Below are 22,091 nucleotides of genomic sequence, written 5' to 3' on the forward strand. Positions count from 1 at the left end.
GATGAACGGGGGCTTTTCACATCAAGACCGGCGCGAAGCCGAGCCGCAGCGCGGCCCAGCCGGCGTTCAGCCCTTCAGCGGGTGACGCAGGACGATGGTCTCGTTGCGGTCCGGGCCGGTCGACACCAGGTCGATGGGCACGCCGCAGACTTCGGCCACGCGTTCCAGGTAGCGGCGGGCGGCGGCCGGCAGCTTGTCGTACTCGGTGATGCCGACGGTGGATTCGCTCCAGCCCGGCAGCTCTTCCAGCACCGGTTGCGCCTGGGCCACGGCATGCGCGCCGTAGGGCAGCACGTCGCGGAATTCGCCGTTGACGCGGTAGCCGACGCCCAGCTGGATGGTTTCCAGGCCGTCGAGCACGTCCAGCTTGGTGATGCACAGGCCGGAAATGCCGTTCAGGCGCACCGAGCGCTTGAGCGCGGCGCCGTCGAACCAGCCGCAGCGACGCGGACGGCCCGTGACGGAACCGAATTCCTTGCCGATGGTGGCCAGGCGGGTGCCGATCTCGTCGACCAGCTCGGTCGGGAACGGACCCGAGCCCACGCGGGTCGTGTAGGCCTTGGTGATGCCCAGCACGTAGTCGAGCGACTGCGGACCGACGCCGGCGCCGGCCGAGGCCGCGCCCGCCAGGCAGTTGCTGCTGGTGACGTAGGGGTAGGTGCCGTGGTCCACGTCCAACAGCGCGCCCTGCGCGCCTTCGAACAGCAGGCGCTTGCCTTCCTGTTGCATGGCGTACAGGTTGCTGGACACGTCCTTGACCATGGGGGCGATGGCCGGAGCCAGCGCCATGGCCTGATCGCGCACTTCGTTGGCCGAGACGGCTTCGGCGCCCAGGTACTTGGTCAGCACGAAGTTGTGGTAATCCAGCACCTCGGCGAGCTTCTCGTCGAACAGCGAGGGATTGAACAGGTCCTGCACGCGGATGGCGCGGCGGGCGACCTTGTCTTCGTAGGCTGGACCGATGCCGCGGCCGGTGGTGCCGATCTTGCCGTCACCCTTGCGCGCTTCGCGCGCCTTGTCCACGGCCACGTGGTACGGCAGGATCAGCGGGCAGACCTCGGAGATCTGCAGGCGCGAACGCACGTCCAGGCCGGCGGCCTCGAGCTCTTCGATTTCCTTGAGCAGGGCCTCGGGCGACAGCACCACGCCATTGCCGATGAAGCAGGTCACGCCGGGATGCATGATGCCCGACGGGATCAGGCGCAGAATCGTCTTCTGGCCGTTGATCCACAGCGTATGGCCGGCGTTGTGGCCGCCCTGGAAGCGGACCACGCCCTGGACGGACTCCGCCAGCCAATCGACGATCTTGCCCTTGCCCTCGTCACCCCACTGGGTGCCGATCACGACTACGTTCTTGCTCATGTTACGAATCAATATCGAGTTTCTCGGGAAATCCGGAAATCTCCCCGCGGCCCTCTTGTCGCCAAGAGGGGGTTAGTCACAGCGTTCTGACCGTCCAGGCGCCATCCTGCAGCGCCAGCTCGCGATCGCAAACGAATTCGTCCTGATCCTGCTCGTGACCGGGCAATACCTGAACGACGATTTCCCCCGACCGGCGCAGGCGGCGCACCGCCTCGGTCAGGGCGGGCTCCTGGCCCCAGGGCGCGCGCACCGCGCGAGCCCGTTCCGCCGGCGGCAGACCGGCCGCCAGCTTGCGTAAATCGAGGCTGAAGCCGGTGGCCGGACGCGCGCGGCCGAAAGCCCGGCTGACGTCGTCGTAACGGCCGCCGGAAACCAGCGCATCGCGCCAGCCTTCAGCGTAGAGCGCGAACTTCACGCCCGAGTGATAGCCATAGCCGCCAACATCGGCCAGGTCGATGCTGAATGCCGTGTCGGGCATCGCATCGGTCAGCGCCTGCAGCGCGTCCAGCGCCGCCGCCACGCCGGGCAACAGCGGCAGTTCGCGGCGCGCCTGCTTCAGCACCTCGGGCCCGCCGTACAGGTTGGGCAGCAGGCGCAGCGCGTTGAGCGTCTCGTCGCGCAGGCCGGGCGCCCGCCTGGCCAGTTCGACCAGGCCGGGCACGTCCTTCTCGCGCAGCAGCGGGAACAGCGCTTCCGACAGGCTCTCGGCCACCGGATCCGATTCCAGGATGGCCCGCAGCACGCCGGGATGACAGAGGTCCAGGCGCGGATTGCGCACGCCGGCGATGGCGACGGTCTCCAGGACCAGCTGGATGATTTCCAGGTCAGCCTCGAAGCCGGCATGGCCGTAGATCTCGGCGCCGATCTGCAGCAGCTCGCGGCTGGACAGCAGGTCCGCCGGGCGAGCGTGCAGCACGTTGCCGCAATAACACAGGCGGGTCACGCCGGCGCGGTTCAGCAGGTGGGCGTCGATGCGCGTCACTTGCGGGGTCATGTCCGCCCGCACGCCCAGCGTGCGGCCCGAAAGCTGGTCGATCAGCTTGCAGGTGCGCAGATCCAGATCGCTGCCGGTGCCCGACAGCAATGAATCGATGTATTCGACCAGGGGCGGCGCGACCAGCTCGAAACCGTAAGTGCGATACAGATCGAGAAGTTCGCGGCGCAGTTCCTCGATGCGCCGGGCCTCGGCCGGAAGTACGTCGGCGAGGCTCTCGGGCAGCAACCAGTTACCCATGAGTGTTTACCTGAAGAACGCCTAGTGATGCGTGGGCGTCGCCCAAACGAAAAGCGGCTGAGGGGCGTAAGCCCGCTCAGCCGCTGCGGAATGTTTTCTAGCTTACGCGGTATTGTACATGGTTCAGCGACGCGCGCCAGCCGCCCCGCACCGAGGCTCAAGCCGTCCCCTATTCCCGACCCGATCTGCGCGGGCCGCAAAGCAAAAGCCCCTTAGCGAGCCAAGGGGCTTTTGCCGGCCGGGGGCCGTGCGGGCTTACTTGGCCGGCACGGTCACCGGCGCCAGGGCCGCGCCCGGATCCTTCATGAACTGGAAGAAGCTGGAGCTGGGGTCGACCACCAGCACGTCGCCCGGCTTCGAGAACGAAGCGCGGTAGGCTTCCAGGCTCTTGTAGTACGTGTAGAACTGCGGGTTCTTGCCATAGGCCTGTGCATAGATCGATGCCGCCGCGGCATCGCCCTCGCCCATGACGCCCTGCGCCTTGGCATAGGCTTGGGCCACGATGACCTCGCGCTGGCGGTCGGCTTCGGCGCGGATCTTCTCGCCCTCGGCCGCGCCGATCGAGCGCAGCTCGTTGGCCACGCGGGTACGCTCGGCTTCCATGCGGCGGTACACCGACTCGGAGATCTCGGGGGCGAACTCGATGCGGCGCAGGCGCACGTCGACGACCTGCACGCCCAGCGGCTCGGCGCGCTTGGCCACGTTGGTCAGGATTTCGGCCATGACCTTGTCGCGCTCGGACGAAACGACGTCACGCACGGTGCGCACGTTGACCGAAGCGTTCAGCGCGTCGCGGATCTGCGCCTGCAGGCGTTCCTGCGCGGCGCGTTCGTTGCCGCCGAAGGTCACGTAGTACAGGCGGGGATCCGCGATGCGCCACTTGACGTAGGAGTCGATCAGCAGGTTCTTCTTTTCGGAAGTCTGGATGCGCTCGGCGTCGTTGGTTTCGATGGTCAGGATGCGCTTGTCCAGCGTCACCACGTTCTGGAACGGCGGCGGCGCCTTGAAGTACAGGCCCGGTTCGCTGATGACCTTGCGCACTTCGCCCAGCGAGAACACCAGGGCGTAGTCACGCTCGCGCACCACGAAGACGCAGGAAGAAAGGGCGGCCAGCACGATGAGCAGGCCGACCAGGATAGGCATGAGACGTTGCATGATCAGTGGTCCTCCGGATTAACGCGACGCACGGTCGCGAGGCAGCGTGTTGCTATTGCTGCTGCCGGAAGATGGCGCGGCCGGCACGGCGCCGCTGCGCAGCGGCGGCTGGGACGGCGGATTGACCAGCGAGGACGAAGCCGAGCCGGCGGCAGCGGCGGACTTGGCGGCGTCCTGGGCGGCCAGGTGCATGATCTTGTCCAGGGGCAGATACAACATGTTGTTGTTGCTCTTGGTATCGACCATGACCTTGCTGGCGCGCGTGAAGATCTCCTGCATGCTCTCCAGGTACATGCGCTGGCGCATGACCGCCGGCGCCTTCTCGTATTCGCCCAGGATGCTGGTGAAGCGCGCGGTATTACCCTGCGCATCGCCGATCACCTTGGCCTTGTAGCCCTCGGCCTGCTCCTGCATGCGCGAGGCCTGACCGCTGGCCAGCGGCACGACCTGGTTGGCGTAGGCCTGGCCTTCGTTGATCTGGCGCTCGCGGTCCTGGCCAGCCTTGACGGCGTCGTCGAACGCGGCCTGCACCTGCTCGGGCGGCTGCACGTTCTGGATGGCCACGGTGCTGACCTGGATGCCGGTCTGGTAGCGATCCAGGATCTGCTGCATCAGCGCCTGAACCTGACTGGCCACGGTGGTCCGGCCTTCGTACAGCACGAAGTCCATGGTCTGCTTGCCGACGATCTCGCGCATCGCGGTCTCGGAGGCCTGGCGCACGGACTCGTCCGGGTCGCGGGTCATGAACAGATAATCGGGCGCGCCGTCGGCGCGCAGGCGGTACTGAACGACGAACTGCATATCGACGATGTTCTCGTCCGTCGTGAGCATCAGCGCCTCGGGCAGCACCTTGTTGCGCGCGCCGCCGCGGAAACCGACTTCGAACGTGCGCAGCTGCGACACGTTGACGGTTTCATGGCTCTGGATGGGATACGGCAGGCGCCACTGGAAGCCGGCTTGCGATGTGCTCTTGTATTTGCCGAACTGGGTCACTACCGCGACCTGGCCTTCCTGCACGATGTAGAAGCCGCTGGCCGCCCAGACGCCGATCGCGACCAGGGCAATGACGCCCAGGCCGATGCGGGCGCCGCGCGGCGAAGGCGGCTGCATGCCGCCACGGTTGCCAGGACGGTTGTTTCCCCCGCCGCCCTTGCGCCCGAACAGCGAGCCGATGCGATTATTGAAATCGCGCCAAACCTCGTCCAGGTCGGGCGGACCATCGCCTCCGTTTTGCGGCCGCTTGGGCGGCGGCTCGGAGCCGTTGTTGTTGCCACGACCCCAGCCGGGGTCATTCAGATTGAATAGTTTGGAAATTCGAGGCATTGTTTCCCACAATCTGTCCGATCTCTGCAATTGCCCCGCGCAACGCATCCAGACCGGCGCGCTCGGTGGCGCTTACAAATACTCGCGCAATCGTACCATGGGCGTCGCGCTCCACTCGCGGCTCCAGTCCGGCCCTGTCGATCTTGTTATATACAAGAATGGTCGGGATGGCGGCGGCGCCGATTTCTGCCAGCACCTTGTTCACTTCGAATATCTGCTCATCGCGCTGGGGACTGGCCGCGTCCACCACGTGCAGCAGCAGGTCCGCGTGCACGGTTTCCTCCAGCGTGGCGCGGAACGCGGCGATCAGGCCGTGCGGCAGGTCGCGGATGAAGCCCACCGTGTCGGACACCACGACCGAGCCTGCGCCTTCGATCCAGATCCGCCGCGTGGTGGTGTCCAGCGTGGCGAACAGCTGGTCGGCCGCGTAGCTGTCGGCGCGGGTCAGTGCGTTGAACAGCGTGGACTTGCCGGCGTTGGTATAGCCCACCAGCGACACCGACAGCGCGCCGCCCCGGGCCCGGGCGCGGCGCTGCGTGACGCGCTGGCGCTCGACCTTGTCCAGGCGCTCGCGCAGCACCTTGACCTTGGCGCCGATCATGCGGCGGTCCATTTCCAGCTGCGATTCGCCAGGACCGCGCATGCCGATGCCGCCGCGCTGACGCTCCAGGTGGCTCCACATGCGCGTCAGGCGCGTGGCCAGATGCTGCAGCTGGGCCAGCTCGACCTGCAGCTTGCCTTCGTGGCTCTTGGCGCGCAGCGCGAAGATATCCAGGATCAACGCGACCCGGTCGACCACGCGCAGGTTGAACAGCCGTTCCAGGTTGCGCTGCTGGGCCGGCGACAGGGGCTGGTCGAACAGCACGATGTCGGCCAGCAGGGCCTGGGCCATGCCCACGCCCTCGTCCGCCTTGCCCGAGCCGATGAAGAACTTGGCGTCGGGGCGGTCGCGCCGCGCCGTCAGCGTGCCGACGATTTCGGCGCCGGCGCCCTTGGCCAGCATGGCGAATTCCTCGGCATGGGCAAGGAAATCCGGGTCCCCGAGGTCGACGCTGATGATCAGTGCGCGCATACATGCACCATTTTGAAGCCCGAAATCAAACCAGGGCGCGACAGCGGGCGCCTGTATTCCCCTGAAACGGGAATTTCGTCCTGGCGACGAAAATGCCCGCCGACGTGGACCGTCAGGCGGGCAATAAAAGGTAAAGCGGCCGGAGCAGGTTTATTCAGCGGGGACTTCCACCTGGAAATTCACGGCGCGGGCCGGGACCACGGTGGAAATGGCGTGCTTGTAAACCATTTGGGTGACCGTATTGCGCAGCAGCACCACATACTGGTCGAAGGATTCGATTTGCCCTTGAAGCTTGATGCCGTTCACCAGGTAGATCGACACGGGCACATGGTCCTTGCGCAGCGTGTTCAGGAACGGATCTTGCAGAGTTTGCCCTTTATTGCTCATTGGCCAGGCTCCATTTGTTTGTTATTTAAGTGGCGGCGCGCTGAAAATGTTGGTGGCGCGCACCGAAATACGTACTCTACAGGGTTTTCCCGGCCCGTGCTACTTGCGCCACGCACAAAGTGGCACAAGAGATTTCCGGCCGGAAAAACATCCTTGGCGAGGCCATCAGCGGGCGTTCAGGATGTCCGCCAGCGCGGCCAGCAACAGCCCCGTCTGCTCGTCCGTGCCGACGGTGATGCGCAGGAATTGTTCGATGCGCGGCTGCCGGAAATGGCGCACGATGATGCCGCGCTCGCGCAGCGCGGCGGCCAGCGCCGCCGCGTCGTGGCCCGGGTGGCGGGCGAAGACGAAGTTCGCCGCCGAAGGCAGCACGTCGAATCCCAGCGCGCCGAGCCCCCGCGCCATGTCCTGGCGGGTCTTGATCACCGCCTGGCGCGTGCGCTCGAAGTATTCGCGGTCCTGCAGCGCGGCGATCGCGCCGGCCGAGGCCAGCCGGTCGATGGGGTAGGAATTGAAACTATTCTTGACCCGCTCCAGCCCGTCGATCAGCTCGCGACTGCCGACGGCGAAACCCACCCGCAACCCCGCCAGCGAACGCGACTTGGACAGGGTCTGGACCACCAGCACATTGTCGTGCCGCGCGATCAACGGAATGGCCGATTCGCCGCCGAAATCGACATAGGCCTCGTCCACCACCACAACCGCGTCGGGATTGCCGGCCGCGATGCGTTCGATGTCGCCCACGGCCAGCGCCCGGCCCGTGGGCGCGTTCGGATTGGGGAAGATGATGGCGCCCGCTGGCCCATTGCGGCCCGGCAGGTAGTCTTCCGGATCGATGCGGAAATCGTCGGTCAGCGGCACCGTTTCATGGTCGATGCCGTACAAGCCGCAGTAGACCGGATAGAAGCTGTAGCTGATGTCGGGAAAGCGCAGCGGACGCGGATGCTTGAGCAGCGCCAGGAACACGTGCGCCAGCACCTCGTCGGAGCCATTGCCCACGAAGACCTGCTCCGGGCGCACGCCGCAGTTGTCGGCGATGGCCTGGCGCAGGCTGTCGGAAGACGGATCCGGGTAGAGCTTGAGCGTATCGTCGCAGGCGCCGCGTATGGCCTCGAGCACCCTGGGCGACGGCCCGTAGGGATGCTCGTTGGTATTGAGCTTGACCAGATTCCGAAGCTTGGGCTGCTCGCCCGGCACGTAGGGGCTCAACGTCCCCACCACGGGGCTCCAGAATCTGCTCATGGGGTCAATCTTCCTGCGCGTAAGGATTGTGCGATGACTTGAATTCGATCCGCAGCGGCGTGCCGGCCAGGTCGAAGGCGTTGCGGAAACGCGTTTCCAGGTAGCGCCGGTAGGAATCCGGCACCGCATCCAGCGCGTTGCCGTGGATGACGACCAGCGGCGGGTTCTGGCCGCCCTGGTGCGCGTAGCGCATCTTGGGGCGGAAGATGCCCTTGCGGGGCGGCGGCTGCTGCTCGACCGCGGCCTGCAGCTCGCGGGTGAGCTTGGGCGTGGACAGCTTGGCGAAGGCGGCGCTGTGGGCGGCGTTGATGGACTTGAGCAGCGGCCGCATGCCCTGTGCACGCAACGCCGAAATCGTGTGCATGCGGGCGAAGGACAGGAAGCGCAGCTTGCGCTGGAACTCGCGCTCGATGCGTTCCTTCTGGTCGGCGTCCAGGCCATCCCATTTGTTGATGGCGACCACCACCGCGCGGCCCGTCTCCAGCACGAAGCCCGCGATGTGGGCGTCCTGCTCGGAGATTTCGGTCTGCGCGTCCAGCATCAGCAGGACCACGTTGCTGGCCTCGATGGCCTGCAGGGTCTTGATGACCGAGAACTTCTCGACCGCCTCGAACACCTTGCCGCGCTTGCGCAGGCCGGCCGTGTCGATCAGCGTGTAGCGGCGGCCGTCGCGCTCGAAGTCGATTTCGATGGCGTCGCGCGTGGTGCCCGGCATGTCGAACGCGATGACGCGCTCTTCGCCCATCAGCGTGTTGATGAGCGTGGACTTGCCGACGTTGGGACGGCCGACGATGGCCAGCTTGATGCGGTGATCGTGCGGGCCTTCCTCGACGGGCTCTTCCTCGACCGGCGGCGCCAGGTCCTTCAGCGCCAGCTCGATCAGGTCGACGATGCCATCGCCGTGCGCGGCCGAAATCGCATACGGCTGGCCCAGGCCCAGTTCGTGGAACTCGGCCACGGCGGCGCCGGATCCCATGCCCTCGGCCTTGTTGACCGCCAGCAGCACGCGCTGCTGGCCGGATTTGCGCAGCAGCTGGGCGATCTCGTGGTCATGGGCGTTGAGGCCGGCTCGCGCGTCCACCAGGAACACGACCACGTCGGCCTCGGCGATGGCCTGCCGGGTCTGGCGCGCCATTTCCAGCAGGATGCCGTCCTTGGCCACCGGCTCGAAGCCGCCCGTGTCGATCGCGATGAACGGGATCTCGCCCACCCTGCCCTCGCCATAGTGGCGATCGCGGGTCAGGCCGGAATAATCGGCCACCAGCGCGGCGCGCGATCGCGTCAGGCGGTTGAAAAGGGTCGACTTCCCCACATTGGGGCGGCCGACCAGGGCGACGACAGGCTTGAAAGACACGGTAAGGGCTTTTGTTCTATGGGTTTCAGTTGGAGCCGATCAGGGCAAGGTTGCCATTGCCCGTCTGGATCAGCACGCCTTGCGACGTGGTCTGCGGCGGCGAGACGATCGCTCCGCCGCCCACCGACAGGCGCGCCATCAGGCTGCCGTCGCTGCGCGACAGGAAGTGCACGTAACCATCCAGGTCGCCGACGGCGAGCGCGCCGCCGAGCAGGGCCGGCGCGGTCAGCTGGCGGTTCTTCAGCGCGGCCTGCTTCCAGACGTTGCCGCCATTGTCCAGCGCGAAGGCGCTGACCACGCTGTTCTGGTCGGACGCGTAGGCGAAGCGCTCATCCAGGCTCATGCCGCTGACGCTGGAGAAGTCCTTGGCCCAGATCGGACGGCCGCCGGCCGTCACGTCAAAGCATACGATACGCCCTTGGTAGGCAACCGCGCAAAGCAGGTTGCCGGCGATGCGGGGCGAGCCCACCACGTCGGTCAGGCGTTCCAGGTCGCTGGCGCCGCGCGGCGTGGCCACGGTGCCTTCCCACTGGACGTTGCCGCTGTCGGAGGCGATGGCCATGAGCTTGCCGCCGGGCAGGCCGGTGATGACCAGCCCCTCGGCCAGCACCATCTGGGCGGCGCTGCGCAGAGCCAGGGCCGGGCCGGGCCGCTGCACGCTCCAGAGGCGGTCGCCGCTGTTGGCGTCAAAGGCCTGGATGCGATAGTCGCCGCTGCGCACCACGACGATGCCGTAGCCCACCACGGGCGGAATCGTCACGTCGCTGGTGGCGCGGGCCTTCCACTTGACCTTGCCGGTATCGTCGAAGGCGATCACGTCGCCGTCGGGCGAAGCGACGGCCGTGGTCGTGCCGTCGCTGCCGACGCCGGCGGAGAGCTGCTTGGTCTCGGCGCGGACCTTCCAGATCTGGCGGCCGCTTTGCAGGTCGAACTTGCCGACCGAGCCGTCGGGCGTGGCGGCATAGACGGCGTCGTTGACGACGGCGGGCGCGAAGCCCAGGCCCGAGCCGCTGCCCACCGAAACGGACCAGACCTGACGCACCGACATGCCGGCCTTGTACTCGGTCAGGGGCGCCGGGTCGTAACGGCCGTCGTCCCGGGAAAACATGCCGCAACCGCCCAGGACCAGCAGGCCCGTCAGGCATACGGCGCCGCGCAGGGCACGGCCAGTGGCAAATTTACGCATTACAGTCAGGCTCCGCTCAGGGCATCCAGTTTCAATTGCACGACTTGGGTCAGCGGATTCGCGGTTCCCAGGCCATCGATGGCGCTTTGCCATGCGGCCCGCGCCTCGTCGCGCTTGCCCTGGGCAGCGAGGATATCGCCACGGCGGTCGGCGAACAAGGCCGCGAACGCGGGCGGCGGGCTGTTCAGCTGCGTCAGCGCGGCATCGTATTGCTTCTGGTCAAGCAGCAGACCCGCCAGGCGCAGGCGCGCGACGGACTGCATGGACGGGTTCTTGTTCTGGGCGGCCAGCCATTCGAGCTGCTCGCGCGCGCCGTCCGTATCCTTCTGGATCAGCAGGGCCTGGGCCGCCACCAGCGCGCCGCGGGCGGCGTAGCCGGTGGAGCCGTACTGCTCGCGCAGCGTGGCGGCGGCGGTCTTGATGCGCACGACCGAATCGGCGGTGCCCAGGCGCGCCGCGTCCTCAAGCGCCTCGAAGTAGCTCATGGCCTGGTTCGCGCGATGCGACTCATAGGCCTTCCAGCTCCACCAGCCGCCCCAGGCCAGGGCCACGGCGGCCACCAGCGAGATGACCACCGTGCCGTAGCGGGCCCACCAGGCCTTGATTGCGTCGAGTTTTTCCTGTTCTTCGAGATCGTATGCCATGCCTTAACCCTTGTTCTTCAATACGCTGGCCAACTCCGCCAGGGCAACCTGCCGCTGCTCGGCCTCGCCTTGCGCGTCGGCCCGCAGGAACTTGACGCTGGCGGTCCGCGCGGCCACTTCGTCGGCGCCAAGAATAACCGCAACCCGCGCGCCGCTGCCGTCGGCGCGCTTGAATTGGGATTTGAAGCTGGCCGCGCCAGCGTGCACGATCACCGACAGACCGGCGTCGCGCAGGTCCTCGCCGACCTGCGCGGCCAGCCGCTGGGCCTCTTCGCCCTGGTGCACCACGTACACCTCGCACTCGGGCTCGGCCTGGACCTCGACGCTCTGCTCCCACAGGTCCAGCAGGCGCTCCATGCCGATGGCGAAGCCCACGGCCGGCGCCGGCTTGCCGCCCAGCAGCTCGATCAGGCCATCGTAGCGGCCGCCGCCGCACACCGTGCCCTGAGAGCCCAGGCGATCGGTCACCCACTCGAACACGGTCAGGTTGTAGTAGTCCAGCCCGCGCACCAGGCGCGGGTTCAGGCGGTATTCGATGCCGGCATCGGCCAGGCGCTGGCACACGCCGTCGAAGTGCGCGCGCGATTCCTCGCCCAGGAAATCGAACAGGCGCGGCGCGCTGTCGGCCATTTCCTGCATGGCGGGATTCTTGGTGTCCAGCACGCGCAGCGGATTGGTGTACATGCGGCGCTGGCCATCCTCGTCGAGGATGTCGCGGTGCTTTTCCAGGTGCTCGATCAACGCGGCGCGGTGCGCGGCGCGCTCGGCCGGCTGGCCCAGCGAATTCAATTCGAGCCGCACGTCGGTCAGGCCCAGCAGCTTCCACAGGCGGGCCAGCATGACGATGAGTTCAGCGTCCACGTCGGGACCGGCGAAGCCCAGCGCCTCGACGTCGATCTGGTGGAACTGGCGGTAGCGGCCGCGCTGCGGGCGCTCGTGGCGGAACACGGGGCCGATGGAATAGACGCGCTGCGGGCGATCGTAGAGCAGGTTGTGCTCGATGGATGCGCGCACGATGCCGGCCGTCATTTCCGGACGCATGGTCAGCGATTCGCCGTTGAGCGCGTCGGTGAAGGTGTACATCTCCTTCTCGACGATGTCGGTGACCTCGCCGATGCCGCGCGCGAACAGGCGCGTATGCTCAAGCACCGGCGTGCGCACGTTGCGATAGCCATAGCCGCGCAGCCAGCCGCGCACGATTTCCTCGAATTGTTCCCAGCGGGCGCTGGCCCCCGGCAACAGGTCATTCATGCCGCGTATCGCGGCCACTTTCTGGAAAGCTTGAGTCATCTTGATCATGCCGTCCCGCGCGCCTGCCGGCGCACGCAACGACCCTACCCTTACTTTTAGTGAGAGGCGTGCGCGCCGTAACGGCGCGCGACGTAGTCTTCGACAATGGCCTGGAACTCTTCGGCGATGTGATCACCCTTGAGCGTGACCGTGCGCTCGCCGTCCACGAACACCGGCGCTGCGGGCACTTCACCCGTGCCCGGCAGGCTGATGCCGATGTCCGCGTGCCGGCTTTCGCCCGGCCCGTTGACCACACAGCCCATGACCGCGACGTTCATGTTCTCGACGCCCGGATACTGCGTGCGCCACAGAGGCATCTGCCGTCGCAGATAGGACTGGATGCTGTCGGCCAGCTCCTGGAAGAACGTGCTGCTGGTGCGGCCGCAACCCGGGCAGGCCACCACCAGCGGCGTGAACGCGCGCAGGCCCATGGTCTGCAGGATTTCCTGCGCCACCACGGCCTCGCGGCTGCGGTCGCCGCCCGGCTCGGGCGTCAGCGAAATGCGGATGGTGTCGCCGATGCCCTGCTGCAACAGCACGGCCAGCGCCGCCGTCGAGGCCACGATGCCCTTGCTGCCCATGCCGGCCTCGGTCAGGCCCAGGTGCAGCGGATAGTCGCAACGGGCGGACAGATCACGATAGACGGCGATCAGGTCCTGCACATGGCTGACCTTGCAAGACAGGATGATGGCATCGCGGCGCAGGCCCAGCTCTTCCGCGCGCTGCGCATTGCTGATGGCGGACACGACCAGCGCGTCGCGCATCACCGCCTGAGCCTCCCAGGGCACCGCGCGCTGGTTGTTCTCGTCCATCTTGCGGGCCATCAGCTCGTGGTCCAGGCTGCCCCAGTTCACGCCGATGCGCACCGGCTTGTCGTAGCGGCAGGCAACCTCGATCATCTGCGCGAAATTGTCGTCGCGGCGCTTGCCGCCACCCATGTTGCCCGGATTGATCCGGTACTTGGACAGGGCCTGCGCGCATTCCGGGAACTGCGTCAGCAGCTTGTGGCCGTTGTAGTGGAAGTCGCCCACCAGCGGCACGTCCACGCCCATGCGGTCGAGCTGCTCTCGGATGGCCGCGACTTCACGGGCGGCTTCCGGCGTGTTGACCGTGATCCGCACCATTTCGGAACCGGCCAGCGCCAGTTCCTTGACCTGGATCGCGGTGGCGATGGCGTCGGCGGTGTCGGTATTGGTCATGGACTGGACCACCACCGGCGCACTGCCGCCGATCGTCACCACGCGCTCGCCCCACTTCACGTCCACTGAACGCGTGGCGCGGCGCGGCGCGGCTCCCACATCGGGAGGCGGCGCATCCTGGCAAGGCAGAGAGGATTCTTGCATCGGGGAAACCGGGTTTACTTGGACAGCTTGGGGAGCCAGTCGAACGCCAGCCAATGCTGGGGCAGCCAGCCCTGCCAGAACGCATAGGCCACGCCGGCGGCCAGCACCAGCACGATGGCGATCAGCCAGCCCCAGGACGCCGACGAGGAACGCTCGTCGTCGGCCCCGGACTGGGGAATGGAATGCGCGGAATGCAGCGCGCCCGGGCTGAGCTTGACCGGCCCGGTGACGCGTTCCTTGGGATCGAGCGACTCGACGATGGCCTGCGAGTCCGCGCCAAGCAGACGCGCATAGTTGCGGATCAGGCCGCGCAGCGACACGCCCGAGGGCAGGTCGGCCCATTGCTCGTTTTCAAGGGCTTCGATCTGACGGGCGGAGAACTTGATCCGGCTGGACACTTCGTCCACCGACCAGCCCTTGGATTCGCGCAGCGCGCGCAGCGCCGAGCCGATCTTTCCAGTACCGGCCGCGGACGTCTCGGACACCGCTGCGGAAGCCAATTCCTGCGTCATGCATGCACCTGTTTAATTGGTATGGTCTGGCGCTGTGCGGCGTTGCGCTCGGTGATCCGGGTGCGGTCGCGCACTTCCCCGGCCAGTTGGCCGCAAGCGGCATCAATGTCGTCTCCCCGTGTCTTGCGCACCGTCGTGACGATGCCCGCGTCCATCAGGCGCTGCGCGAAGACTTTCACACGCGCCGAAGGCGAGCGCTTCAGGCCCGACTCGGGGAAAGGGTTGAACGGGATCAGGTTGAGCTTGCAGCGCACCAGTCGTGCAAGCTGGATCAATTCCTTGGCGTGCTGGTCGGTGTCATTGATGCCGTCCAGCATGCAGTATTCAAAAGTGATGAAGTCGCGCGGCGCATGCGCCAGATAGCGCTCGCAAGCGGCCAGCAGCTCCTTCAACGGGTATTTCTTGTTCAGCGGCACGAGTTCGTCGCGCAGCGCGTCGTTGGGCGCGTGCAGCGACACGGCCAGCGCCACCGGACAGTCCTGCGACAGGCGGTCCATCATGGGAACCACGCCCGAGGTCGACACGGTGACGCGGCGGCGCGACAGGCCGTAGGCGTTGTCGTCCAACATGAGGCGCAGCGCCGGCAGGACCTGGTCGTAGTTGAGCAGAGGCTCGCCCATGCCCATCATGACGACGTTGCTGACCACGCGGGTGTCTTCGGATGCCTTGGCGCTTTCCAGGCGCGCCGTGCCGATATCGGCCTCGAGCACACGCTTGGCCCACCACAGCTGGCCGATGATCTCGCTGGTCTTCAGGTTGCGGTTGAAGCCCTGGTGTCCGGTCGAGCAGAAACGGCAGTTCACCACACAGCCGGCCTGGCTGGAGATGCACAGCGTGCCGCGATCGTCTTCGGGGATGAAGACCGTCTCGATGGCGTTGCCCTGCCCCACGTCGAACAACCACTTGCGCGTGCCGTCGGACGAACGCTGCTCGGTATTGACCGGCAGGGCCTCGATGCGGCAGCGCTCGGCCAACTGGCCCCGGAACTCGCGGGCTAGGTCGGTCATGGCGTCGAACGAATCGGCGCCGCGCTGGTGCATCCAGCGCTGCAGCTGGCGGGCGCGAAACGGCTTGCCCCCCCATTGCCCGACGAGTTCGGACAGGGCGGCGCCATCAAGCCCCAGCAGATTGATTCGTTCGACGGATTCCATGACCTGGCAAAGCTAAAAAACGATTACGGCGTTTCCGCGAGAATCAACGGCTGTGGATGTTGATTTCGGGGAAGAAGAAGGCGACTTCGACAGCGGCCGTTTCCGGAGCGTCGGAGCCGTGCACGGCGTTGGCGTCGATGCTGTCGGCGAAATCGGCGCGGATGGTGCCCGGGGCGGCCTTCTTGGGGTCGGTGGCGCCCATCAGGTCACGGTTCTTCTGGATGGCTTCTTCGCCTTCCAGCACTTGCACGAACACGGGGCCCGAGACCATGAAGTCGACCAGGTCCTTGAAGAAGGGGCGTTCTTTGTGCACGGCGTAGAAGCGCTCGGCATCGGCGCGCGACAGCTGTTGCAGGCGGGCGGCGATGACCTTCAGGCCGGCTTGCTCGAAGCGGGCGACGATCTGGCCGATGACGTTCTTGGCGACGGCGTCGGGCTTGATGATCGAGAGGGTGCGTTGGATGGACATGGAGAACTCCGAAAACTGGTTTCTGACTGGTTTCTGATTAATTGCCCGGCGTGGTTCCGCGCCTGTCGGTTTCACCCTTCAGGCGCCGTCGCGCTGCCTGCGCGCAAGCGGTCCGGAACGCATCACCGTTCCAGGCCGGCCCGTACCACACGGCCGAGGCAGGATTCGACACTGCCCACCTATGTCCATCCCATGCCGGCCTGCGCCGATATCCCGCCAGGCCGCCGGCATTCCGTCTGAGGGAATCCGCCGGCCCGCGGCCCTGCCGAAGTAATGGTCCGGCAATGCCCAACGGACGCGCTGGACGGCATGTTCTGAAATCTCACCGCGTTTTCATTGAAGTTTCAATATGAACTTTTTCAATGAATCCTCAATGAATTCAGGGACTTCCAAAAGGTTTACAGTAACCCGGTATTCTAACACGGCGAGAAGACCGCATTACATCTTAAAATGATCGGTTTGCTGCCCGCCTCCATCGACCGGGCTACCTGTCTGCCGGAACCCTGCAATGACCCAAGCCGCAACCCCGAACGCCGCCGCTGGCGCCACCGAATCCCCGGAGCTTTCCAAGAGCTTCGAACCCGCCGAACTCGAATCCCGCTGGTATGCGGAATGGGAGAAGCGCGGATATTTCACGGCCGGCCAGCACGTAAAAACGGGGTCGGAAGCCACGCCCTATGTGATCCAGTTCCCGCCGCCCAACGTGACGGGCACACTGCACATGGGCCATGCCTTCAACCAGACCATCATGGACGGCCTGGTGCGCTACCACCGCATGTCGGGCAACGACACCGTGTTCATTCCCGGCACCGACCACGCCGGCATCGCCACGCAGATCGTCGTTGAAAGACAGCTCGACGCCCAAAAGGTTTCGCGCCACGACCTGGGCCGCGAGAAGTTCGTCGAAAAAGTCTGGGAATGGAAGGAAAAGTCCGGCAGCACGATCACCGGACAGGTCCGCCGCCTGGGCGCATCCGCCGACTGGCCGCGCGAGTACTTCACCATGGACGAGCGCATGTCGCGCGGCGTGGTCGAGACCTTCGTGCGCCTGCATAAACAGGGCCTGATCTACCGCGGCAAGCGCCTGGTCAACTGGGATCCCAAGCTGCTGACGGCCGTGTCCGACCTGGAAGTGGTGTCCGAGGAAACCGACGGCCACATGTGGCACATCCTCTACCCCTTCGTCGACGGCCCGCAGACCATCACCGACAAGGACGGCCAGAGCGTCACGCTGCGCGGCCTGACCATCGCCACCACGCGCCCCGAGACCATGCTGGCCGACGGCGCGCTCTGCGTGCATCCGGAAGACCCGCGCTACAAGCACCTGGTCGGCAAGCTGGTCGAGCTGCCGCTGTGCGACCGCAACATCCCCATCATCGCCGACGATTTCGTCGACCCCGAATTCGGCACCGGCTGCGTCAAGATCACTGGCGCGCACGACTTCAACGACTACGCCTGCGCGCTGCGCCACGATCTGCCCATGATCGTGATCTTCACGCTGGACGCCCACATCAACGAGAACGGCCCCAAGCAATTCCAGGGCATGGAGCGCTACGAGGCCCGCAAGGCAGTGGTCGCCCAGTTGGAAGCCGAGCAGTTCCTGGTCAAGGTCGAGCCGCACAAGATGATGCAGCCCAAGGGCGACCGCACCGGCGTGGTGCTGGAACCCATGCTGACCGACCAGTGGTTCGTAGCCATGAGCAAGCCGGCGCCCGAAGGCACGCTGAACCCGGGCAAGAGCATCACCCAGGTGGCGCTGGAAGTCGTGGCCGACGGCCGCATCCAGTTCTACCCCGACAACTGGACCACCATCTACAACCAGTGGCTCAACAACATCCAGGACTGGTGCATCTCGCGCCAGCTGTGGTGGGGCCACCAGATCCCCGCCTGGTACGCGGAAGACGGCCAGGTGTTCGTCGCCCACAACGAGGCCGAAGCCATCGAACAGGCCCGCGCCGCCGGCGTGACGGGACCGCTGACGCGCGACCCCGACGTGCTCGACACCTGGTTCTCGTCCGGCCTGGTGCCCTTCACCACGCTGGGCTGGCCCGAGAACACGCCGGACCTGCAGCGCTACCTGCCATCCAGCGTGCTGGTCACGGGCTTCGACATCATCTTCTTCTGGGTCGCGCGCATGGTCATGCTGACCACGCACATGACCGGCCAGATTCCGTTCAAGCACGTCTACGTGCACGGCCTGATCCGCGACGCGGACGGCCAGAAGATGAGCAAATCCAAGGGCAACACGCTGGACCCCGTGGACCTGATCGACGGCATCGACCTGGATGGGCTGGTGGCCAAGCGCACCTACGGCCTGATGAACCCCAAGCAGGCCGGCTCCATCGAGAAGACCACGCGCCGCCAGTACCCGGACGGCATCCCCGCCTTCGGCACCGACGCGCTGCGCTTCACCATGGCCGCCTATGCCACGCTGGGCCGCAACATCAACTTCGACCTGAAGCGCTGCGAGGGCTACCGTAACTTCTGCAACAAGCTCTGGAACGCCACCCGCTTCGTGCTGATGAACACCGAGGGGCATGACCTGACGGGTTCGGACGCCGGCGAGACCTCGTTCGTCGACCGCTGGATCGTCAGCCAGTTGCAGACGCTGGAAGCCGATGTGGCGCGCGGCTTCGCCGACTACCGCTTCGACAACGTCGCCAACGCGCTGTACCGCTACGTGTGGGACGAATACTGCGACTGGTACCTGGAGCTGGCCAAGGTCCAGATCCAGACCGGCACGCCCGCTCAGCAGCTCGGCACGCGCCGCACGCTGATCCGCGTGCTGGAAGCGGTGCTGCGTCTGGCGCACCCCATCATCCCCTTCATCACCGAGGAACTGTGGCAGACGGTCTCGGTGGTGGCCGGCAAGCGTCAGGCCTGCGTGCCCGGCAGCGTCAGCGTGCAGCCCTTCCCGGTCGCCAACCCCGCCGCCCAGGACGCGGCGGCGGAAGCCGACGTGGCCGAACTCAAGGCCCAGGTCGAGGCCGTGCGCGCGCTGCGCGGCGAGATGAGCCTGTCGCCAGCCCAGAAGGTGCCGCTGTGCGCCCAGGGCGAAGACCGGAACATGCTCAAGCGCAACGCGCCCTACCTGGCCGCGCTGGCCAAGCTGAGCCGGGTCGACGTGCTGGATGCCCTGCCCGATGCCGGCGCGCCGGTGCAGGTGGTCGGCGCCAGCCGCCTGATGCTGCACGTGGAGATCGACGTCGCCGCCGAGCGCGTGCGCCTGGACAAGGAAATCGCCCGCCTCGAAGGCGAGATCGCCAAGGCCAACGGCAAGCTGTCCAACGCCAGTTTCGTCGAACGCGCGCCCGCCGCCGTCGTCGAGCAGGAAAAGGCCCGCGTCGCGCAATTCGGCGAAACGCTGCGCAAGGTGCAGGAACAGCGCGCCAAGCTGGGCAACTAACCGCCCTCGCCCAAGACGCGTACCTGCGAAAAACTCCGCCGCGAAAACAGCCCCAAACCAGTCCCCAAGCGGCTGAGCGGCGCTGGAAAGCGCAGGATCCGGCATGGAACCGGATCCTGCGCTTTCAACTTGGGCTTCACGCATTGGATCGGCGCCCGCCGTCCTCGGCGCTCAAGGGCGTCCCTCCCATTTTGCTGTGCAACCGCGCCGCCTACACCCCGCCGTCGATCATGCGGAACCACGTGACGGCTGCGCCGACGTAAAGGCGGCGCAAGCCGTACAGCGGGAAGGACTTCACGGGCGACAAGGGCACAGGCAATGCCCCGGGGTCGCCGCTGAGCAGATATCGCGCCATGGCATGACCCATGCTCGTCTGCAAACCCACGCCACGACCCTGGCAGCCGACGTTCACCAACAGCCCCGGCTGCGGCTCGTGCAGATGCGGCAGGTAGTCGCGCGTGATGGCCACGCGACCGCACCAGCGGTATTCAAACGGCACGCCCGCCACCTGCGGAAACAACTTCACCATCACCCGTTCCAAGTGAGACCAATCCTGCACCCCTGTGGGCTCGCGGAATGGTCCGCGACCGCCCATCAGCAGTCGTCCCTGGTGATCGAGCCGAAAGTACAGCAGCAAGTTGCGGGTATCGGACGTAACGTGACCTTCCGGGAATATGCCCGCGCGCAAGCGCTCCGGCAAAGGCGAGGTGGCCACCTGGAACGTATTGGCATCGATGATCGAGGCTCTCAGTCCTGGCAGCAGGTCGCCGCCGTAGGCATTGGCGCACATCACCACGCGATCGGCCATGACCACGGGGCCGCCAGCTGTGCGGGCGACCCATCTGCCGCCATCACGCTTGAAGCCCGTGACAGGAGTATCGGTGTGAAGCACGGCGCCAGCCCCCAGCGCGGCCCGGGCCAGCTCGCGCGCATAGCTCAATGGCTGCACCGCGCCCGCGCGCCGGTCAACCCAGCCGCCCAGATACCGATCAGAGCCAATCAGGCGCGCCGCCTCGCCCTTGTCCAACGGTTGGGCGTCGGCGCCCCAGCGCGCCCATTGCGCGGCGCGCGCGTGCGCCAGCTTCAGGGCGGCGGCATTGTGCGCCCCCTGGATCCAGCCATGGCGCACACGCGGCACGTTCATCCCATGCCGCTCGATCAGGTTGAAGACGGAATCAGCCGTTGCGCCAGCGAAACGTATCAGCCGTTCGCCGCCCTCGGCGCCGAACATGGAGAGCAGCGCGTCAGGATCGTATTTCAAGCCCGGGATGACCTGTCCGCCATTGCGCCCGGAACCGCCGAAACCGATCTCGCGCGCTTCCAGCAACACCGCGCGCGCTCCCTGTTCAGCCAGATGCAGCGCCGCGCTCAGGCCGGCATAACCGCCGCCCACCACCAGCACGTCAGCCTGGGTCGACTGGGTCAATGGATGCGTGTCCGGCGGCGGCACGGCGGTGGCGGCCCAGAGCGAAGGAGAAAGAGGAAAAGGCGTTTGCGACATGATGGCCTCTCACATGGGATGCAGCACGCGGCGCAGAAAGTCCTGCGTGCGTGGATGCTGCGGATGATTCAGCACTTCCCGAGCGACACCCTGTTCCACCATCACGCCGCCGTCAAAAAACATGACGCGATCGGCCACTTCGCGCGCGAAGCTCATCTCATGCGTCACGACGACCATGGTCATGCCGGCCTCGGCCAGCTTGCGCATCACGCCCAGCACCTCGCCCACCAGCTCTGGATCCAGGGCCGATGTCGGCTCGTCGAACAGGATGGCCTTGGGGCGCATCGCAAGCGCCCGCGCGATCGCCACACGCTGCTGCTGGCCGCCGGAGAGCTGCGGCGGATGCGCGCCAGCCTTGTCGGCCAGGCCGACGCTGGCCAGCAGCTCGCGGCCGCGCTCCAAGGCCTGCGCGCGCGGCTCGCCCTTCACGTAGATCGGCCCTTCCACCACATTCTCCAGCGCGGTGCGGTGGGGGAACAGGTTGAAGCGCTGAAACACCATCGCCACCTGCGTGCGAATGGAAACAATGGACGGCGCATCGCAGTCCACCAATTCCCCATCCACGGTGATGCGGCCGGCGTTGTAGCGCTCCAGGCCGTTGATGCAGCGCAGGATGGTGGACTTGCCGGAACCTGAGGGCCCGATCACGCACACCACCTCGCCCTTGCCCACGTCGGCATCGATGCCCTTGAGCACCTCCAGCGCCCCAAAGTTCTTGCGCACTCCCTTGAGTTCGATCATTTGGCGCCACTCCTTTTTTCCAGATGGCGAACCAGCAGGATCAACGGCACGCACATCAACAGGTACATCAGCGCCACCAGCGAGAATACCGTCGCGTTCTTGAAGGTGGAGACCGCAATCAGCTTGCCCTGCAGCGCAAGCTCAGCCACGGTGATGGTGGACGCCTGCGAAGAATCCTTGAGCATCATGATCATGATGTTGCCGTAGGGCGGCAGCACGATCTTGACGGCCTGTGGCAACACGACCCGGCGCATCGTCATGCTCCAGCTCATGCCCATCGCCATGGCGGCCTCGATCTGACCGCGATCAATGGCTTCGATGCCGGCGCGGAAATTCTCCGCCTGATAGGCCGAATAGGCGATGCCCAATCCGATGATGGCAGCCTGCAGCGCCGTCAACGCGATACCCATGTCCGGCATCACAAAATAGATGTAGAACAGCAGCACGATGATCGGAATGCCGCGCAGCAGGTTGATCACGCCCGCGCTGAATTTCGAAAGGTATTTGTTGCCCGACACGCGCATCAGCGCCCACGCCAGGCCCAGCAATGTAGACAACACCAATGAGCCGAGCGTCACCAGAACGGTGAGCTTGGCGCCCTCCAACAATATCGGCAGGTATTCCGCCGCGTCCCTGAAGAATTCCATCATGGCTCGGTCCCCCCCCCCAACAAAACCTCGGCCCAGCACATTGGCCGCGGCAGATCCGCGCGCACAGGC

Annotated in this window: 19 protein-coding genes; 1 reads left to right on the top strand and 18 read right to left on the bottom strand. The window is 66.1% G+C overall.

The window, feature by feature from the left end; all coding sequences use genetic code 11:
* Nucleotides 1-66: 66 nt before the first annotated feature.
* The 15 genes from ACEU5R_RS21525 to ndk form a co-directional block, all read right to left on the bottom strand.
* Nucleotides 67-1,362 (bottom strand): adenylosuccinate synthase, encoded by a 1,296-nt coding sequence (locus tag ACEU5R_RS21525; protein ID WP_199770891.1) that lies wholly within the window; start codon nucleotides 1,360-1,362, stop codon nucleotides 67-69.
* A gap of 76 nt (nucleotides 1,363-1,438) precedes the next feature.
* Nucleotides 1,439-2,596 (bottom strand): ATP phosphoribosyltransferase regulatory subunit, encoded by a 1,158-nt coding sequence (locus ACEU5R_RS21530; RefSeq protein ID WP_103275323.1) that lies wholly within the window; start codon nucleotides 2,594-2,596, stop codon nucleotides 1,439-1,441.
* A 255-nt stretch (nucleotides 2,597-2,851) separates the two neighbouring features.
* Entirely contained in the window at nucleotides 2,852-3,751 is a 900-nt protein-coding gene (hflC, locus tag ACEU5R_RS21535) for a protease modulator HflC (protein WP_103275324.1), read from the bottom strand.
* A gap of 18 nt (nucleotides 3,752-3,769) precedes the next feature.
* Nucleotides 3,770-5,074 (bottom strand): FtsH protease activity modulator HflK, encoded by a 1,305-nt coding sequence (gene hflK, locus ACEU5R_RS21540; RefSeq protein ID WP_103275325.1) that lies wholly within the window; start codon nucleotides 5,072-5,074, stop codon nucleotides 3,770-3,772.
* Nucleotides 5,040-6,146: a GTPase HflX gene (hflX, locus tag ACEU5R_RS21545; RefSeq protein WP_103275326.1), complete on the bottom strand. Its 1,107-nt coding sequence runs from the start codon at nucleotides 6,144-6,146 to the stop codon at nucleotides 5,040-5,042. The genes hflK and hflX overlap by 35 nt, the downstream gene beginning before the upstream one ends.
* A gap of 150 nt (nucleotides 6,147-6,296) precedes the next feature.
* The gene (hfq, locus tag ACEU5R_RS21550) at nucleotides 6,297-6,533 is read right to left on the bottom strand and encodes an RNA chaperone Hfq (RefSeq protein WP_006218585.1); all 237 of its coding nucleotides are present in this window, start codon (nucleotides 6,531-6,533) and stop codon (nucleotides 6,297-6,299) included.
* A 165-nt stretch (nucleotides 6,534-6,698) separates the two neighbouring features.
* Nucleotides 6,699-7,775 carry a histidinol-phosphate transaminase gene (gene hisC, locus ACEU5R_RS21555; RefSeq protein WP_392411542.1) on the bottom strand — a complete coding sequence of 359 codons (1,077 nt, stop codon included), beginning with the start codon at nucleotides 7,773-7,775 and terminating at the stop codon, nucleotides 6,699-6,701.
* 4 nt (nucleotides 7,776-7,779) lie between these two features.
* Nucleotides 7,780-9,129, bottom strand: coding sequence for a ribosome biogenesis GTPase Der (der, locus tag ACEU5R_RS21560; RefSeq protein WP_103275328.1), 1,350 nt, complete (start codon nucleotides 9,127-9,129; stop codon nucleotides 7,780-7,782).
* 25 nt (nucleotides 9,130-9,154) lie between these two features.
* Nucleotides 9,155-10,315: an outer membrane protein assembly factor BamB gene (bamB, locus tag ACEU5R_RS21565; protein WP_103275329.1), complete on the bottom strand. Its 1,161-nt coding sequence runs from the start codon at nucleotides 10,313-10,315 to the stop codon at nucleotides 9,155-9,157.
* 5 nt (nucleotides 10,316-10,320) lie between these two features.
* Entirely contained in the window at nucleotides 10,321-10,959 is a 639-nt protein-coding gene (locus ACEU5R_RS21570) for a tetratricopeptide repeat protein (RefSeq protein ID WP_103275330.1), read from the bottom strand.
* 3 nt (nucleotides 10,960-10,962) lie between these two features.
* Nucleotides 10,963-12,249 carry a histidine--tRNA ligase gene (gene hisS / locus ACEU5R_RS21575; protein WP_392411543.1) on the bottom strand — a complete coding sequence of 429 codons (1,287 nt, stop codon included), beginning with the start codon at nucleotides 12,247-12,249 and terminating at the stop codon, nucleotides 10,963-10,965.
* Between the two features lie 56 nt (nucleotides 12,250-12,305).
* Complete coding sequence (ispG, locus tag ACEU5R_RS21580) at nucleotides 12,306-13,592, bottom strand: flavodoxin-dependent (E)-4-hydroxy-3-methylbut-2-enyl-diphosphate synthase (RefSeq protein ID WP_103275331.1); 1,287 nt, start codon at nucleotides 13,590-13,592, stop codon at nucleotides 12,306-12,308.
* Between the two features lie 14 nt (nucleotides 13,593-13,606).
* On the bottom strand, nucleotides 13,607-14,104 hold the full coding sequence (locus ACEU5R_RS21585; RefSeq protein ID WP_103275332.1) for a RodZ family helix-turn-helix domain-containing protein: 498 nt from the start codon (nucleotides 14,102-14,104) through the stop codon (nucleotides 13,607-13,609).
* Complete coding sequence (rlmN, locus tag ACEU5R_RS21590; protein ID WP_212312488.1) at nucleotides 14,101-15,255, bottom strand: 23S rRNA (adenine(2503)-C(2))-methyltransferase RlmN; 1,155 nt, start codon at nucleotides 15,253-15,255, stop codon at nucleotides 14,101-14,103. The genes ACEU5R_RS21585 and rlmN overlap by 4 nt, the downstream gene beginning before the upstream one ends.
* Before the next feature lie 43 nt (nucleotides 15,256-15,298).
* Nucleotides 15,299-15,724: a nucleoside-diphosphate kinase gene (gene ndk, locus ACEU5R_RS21595; RefSeq protein ID WP_103275334.1), complete on the bottom strand. Its 426-nt coding sequence runs from the start codon at nucleotides 15,722-15,724 to the stop codon at nucleotides 15,299-15,301.
* Between the two features lie 508 nt (nucleotides 15,725-16,232).
* Between ndk and ACEU5R_RS21600 the strand changes: the two genes are divergently transcribed.
* A complete protein-coding gene (locus ACEU5R_RS21600; protein WP_392411545.1) occupies nucleotides 16,233-19,130 on the top strand; it encodes a valine--tRNA ligase in 2,898 nt (965 codons plus the stop codon).
* Nucleotides 19,131-19,341: 211 nt separating this feature from the next.
* Here ACEU5R_RS21600 and ACEU5R_RS21605 read toward each other — a convergent pair whose 3' ends face one another.
* From ACEU5R_RS21605 to ACEU5R_RS21615, 3 genes are read right to left on the bottom strand one after another with little or no spacing between them, the layout of a single operon-like run.
* A complete protein-coding gene (locus ACEU5R_RS21605; protein WP_392411546.1) occupies nucleotides 19,342-20,631 on the bottom strand; it encodes an NAD(P)/FAD-dependent oxidoreductase in 1,290 nt (429 codons plus the stop codon).
* A 9-nt stretch (nucleotides 20,632-20,640) separates the two neighbouring features.
* On the bottom strand, nucleotides 20,641-21,372 hold the full coding sequence (locus tag ACEU5R_RS21610) for an amino acid ABC transporter ATP-binding protein (protein WP_392411547.1): 732 nt from the start codon (nucleotides 21,370-21,372) through the stop codon (nucleotides 20,641-20,643).
* The gene (locus ACEU5R_RS21615) at nucleotides 21,369-22,022 is read right to left on the bottom strand and encodes an amino acid ABC transporter permease (protein ID WP_392411549.1); all 654 of its coding nucleotides are present in this window, start codon (nucleotides 22,020-22,022) and stop codon (nucleotides 21,369-21,371) included. The genes ACEU5R_RS21610 and ACEU5R_RS21615 overlap by 4 nt, the downstream gene beginning before the upstream one ends.
* Nucleotides 22,023-22,091 lie beyond the last annotated feature (69 nt).

The organism is Achromobacter sp. 413638 (assembly GCF_043119405.1).
Classification (GTDB): Bacteria; Pseudomonadota; Gammaproteobacteria; order Burkholderiales; family Burkholderiaceae_B; genus Achromobacter.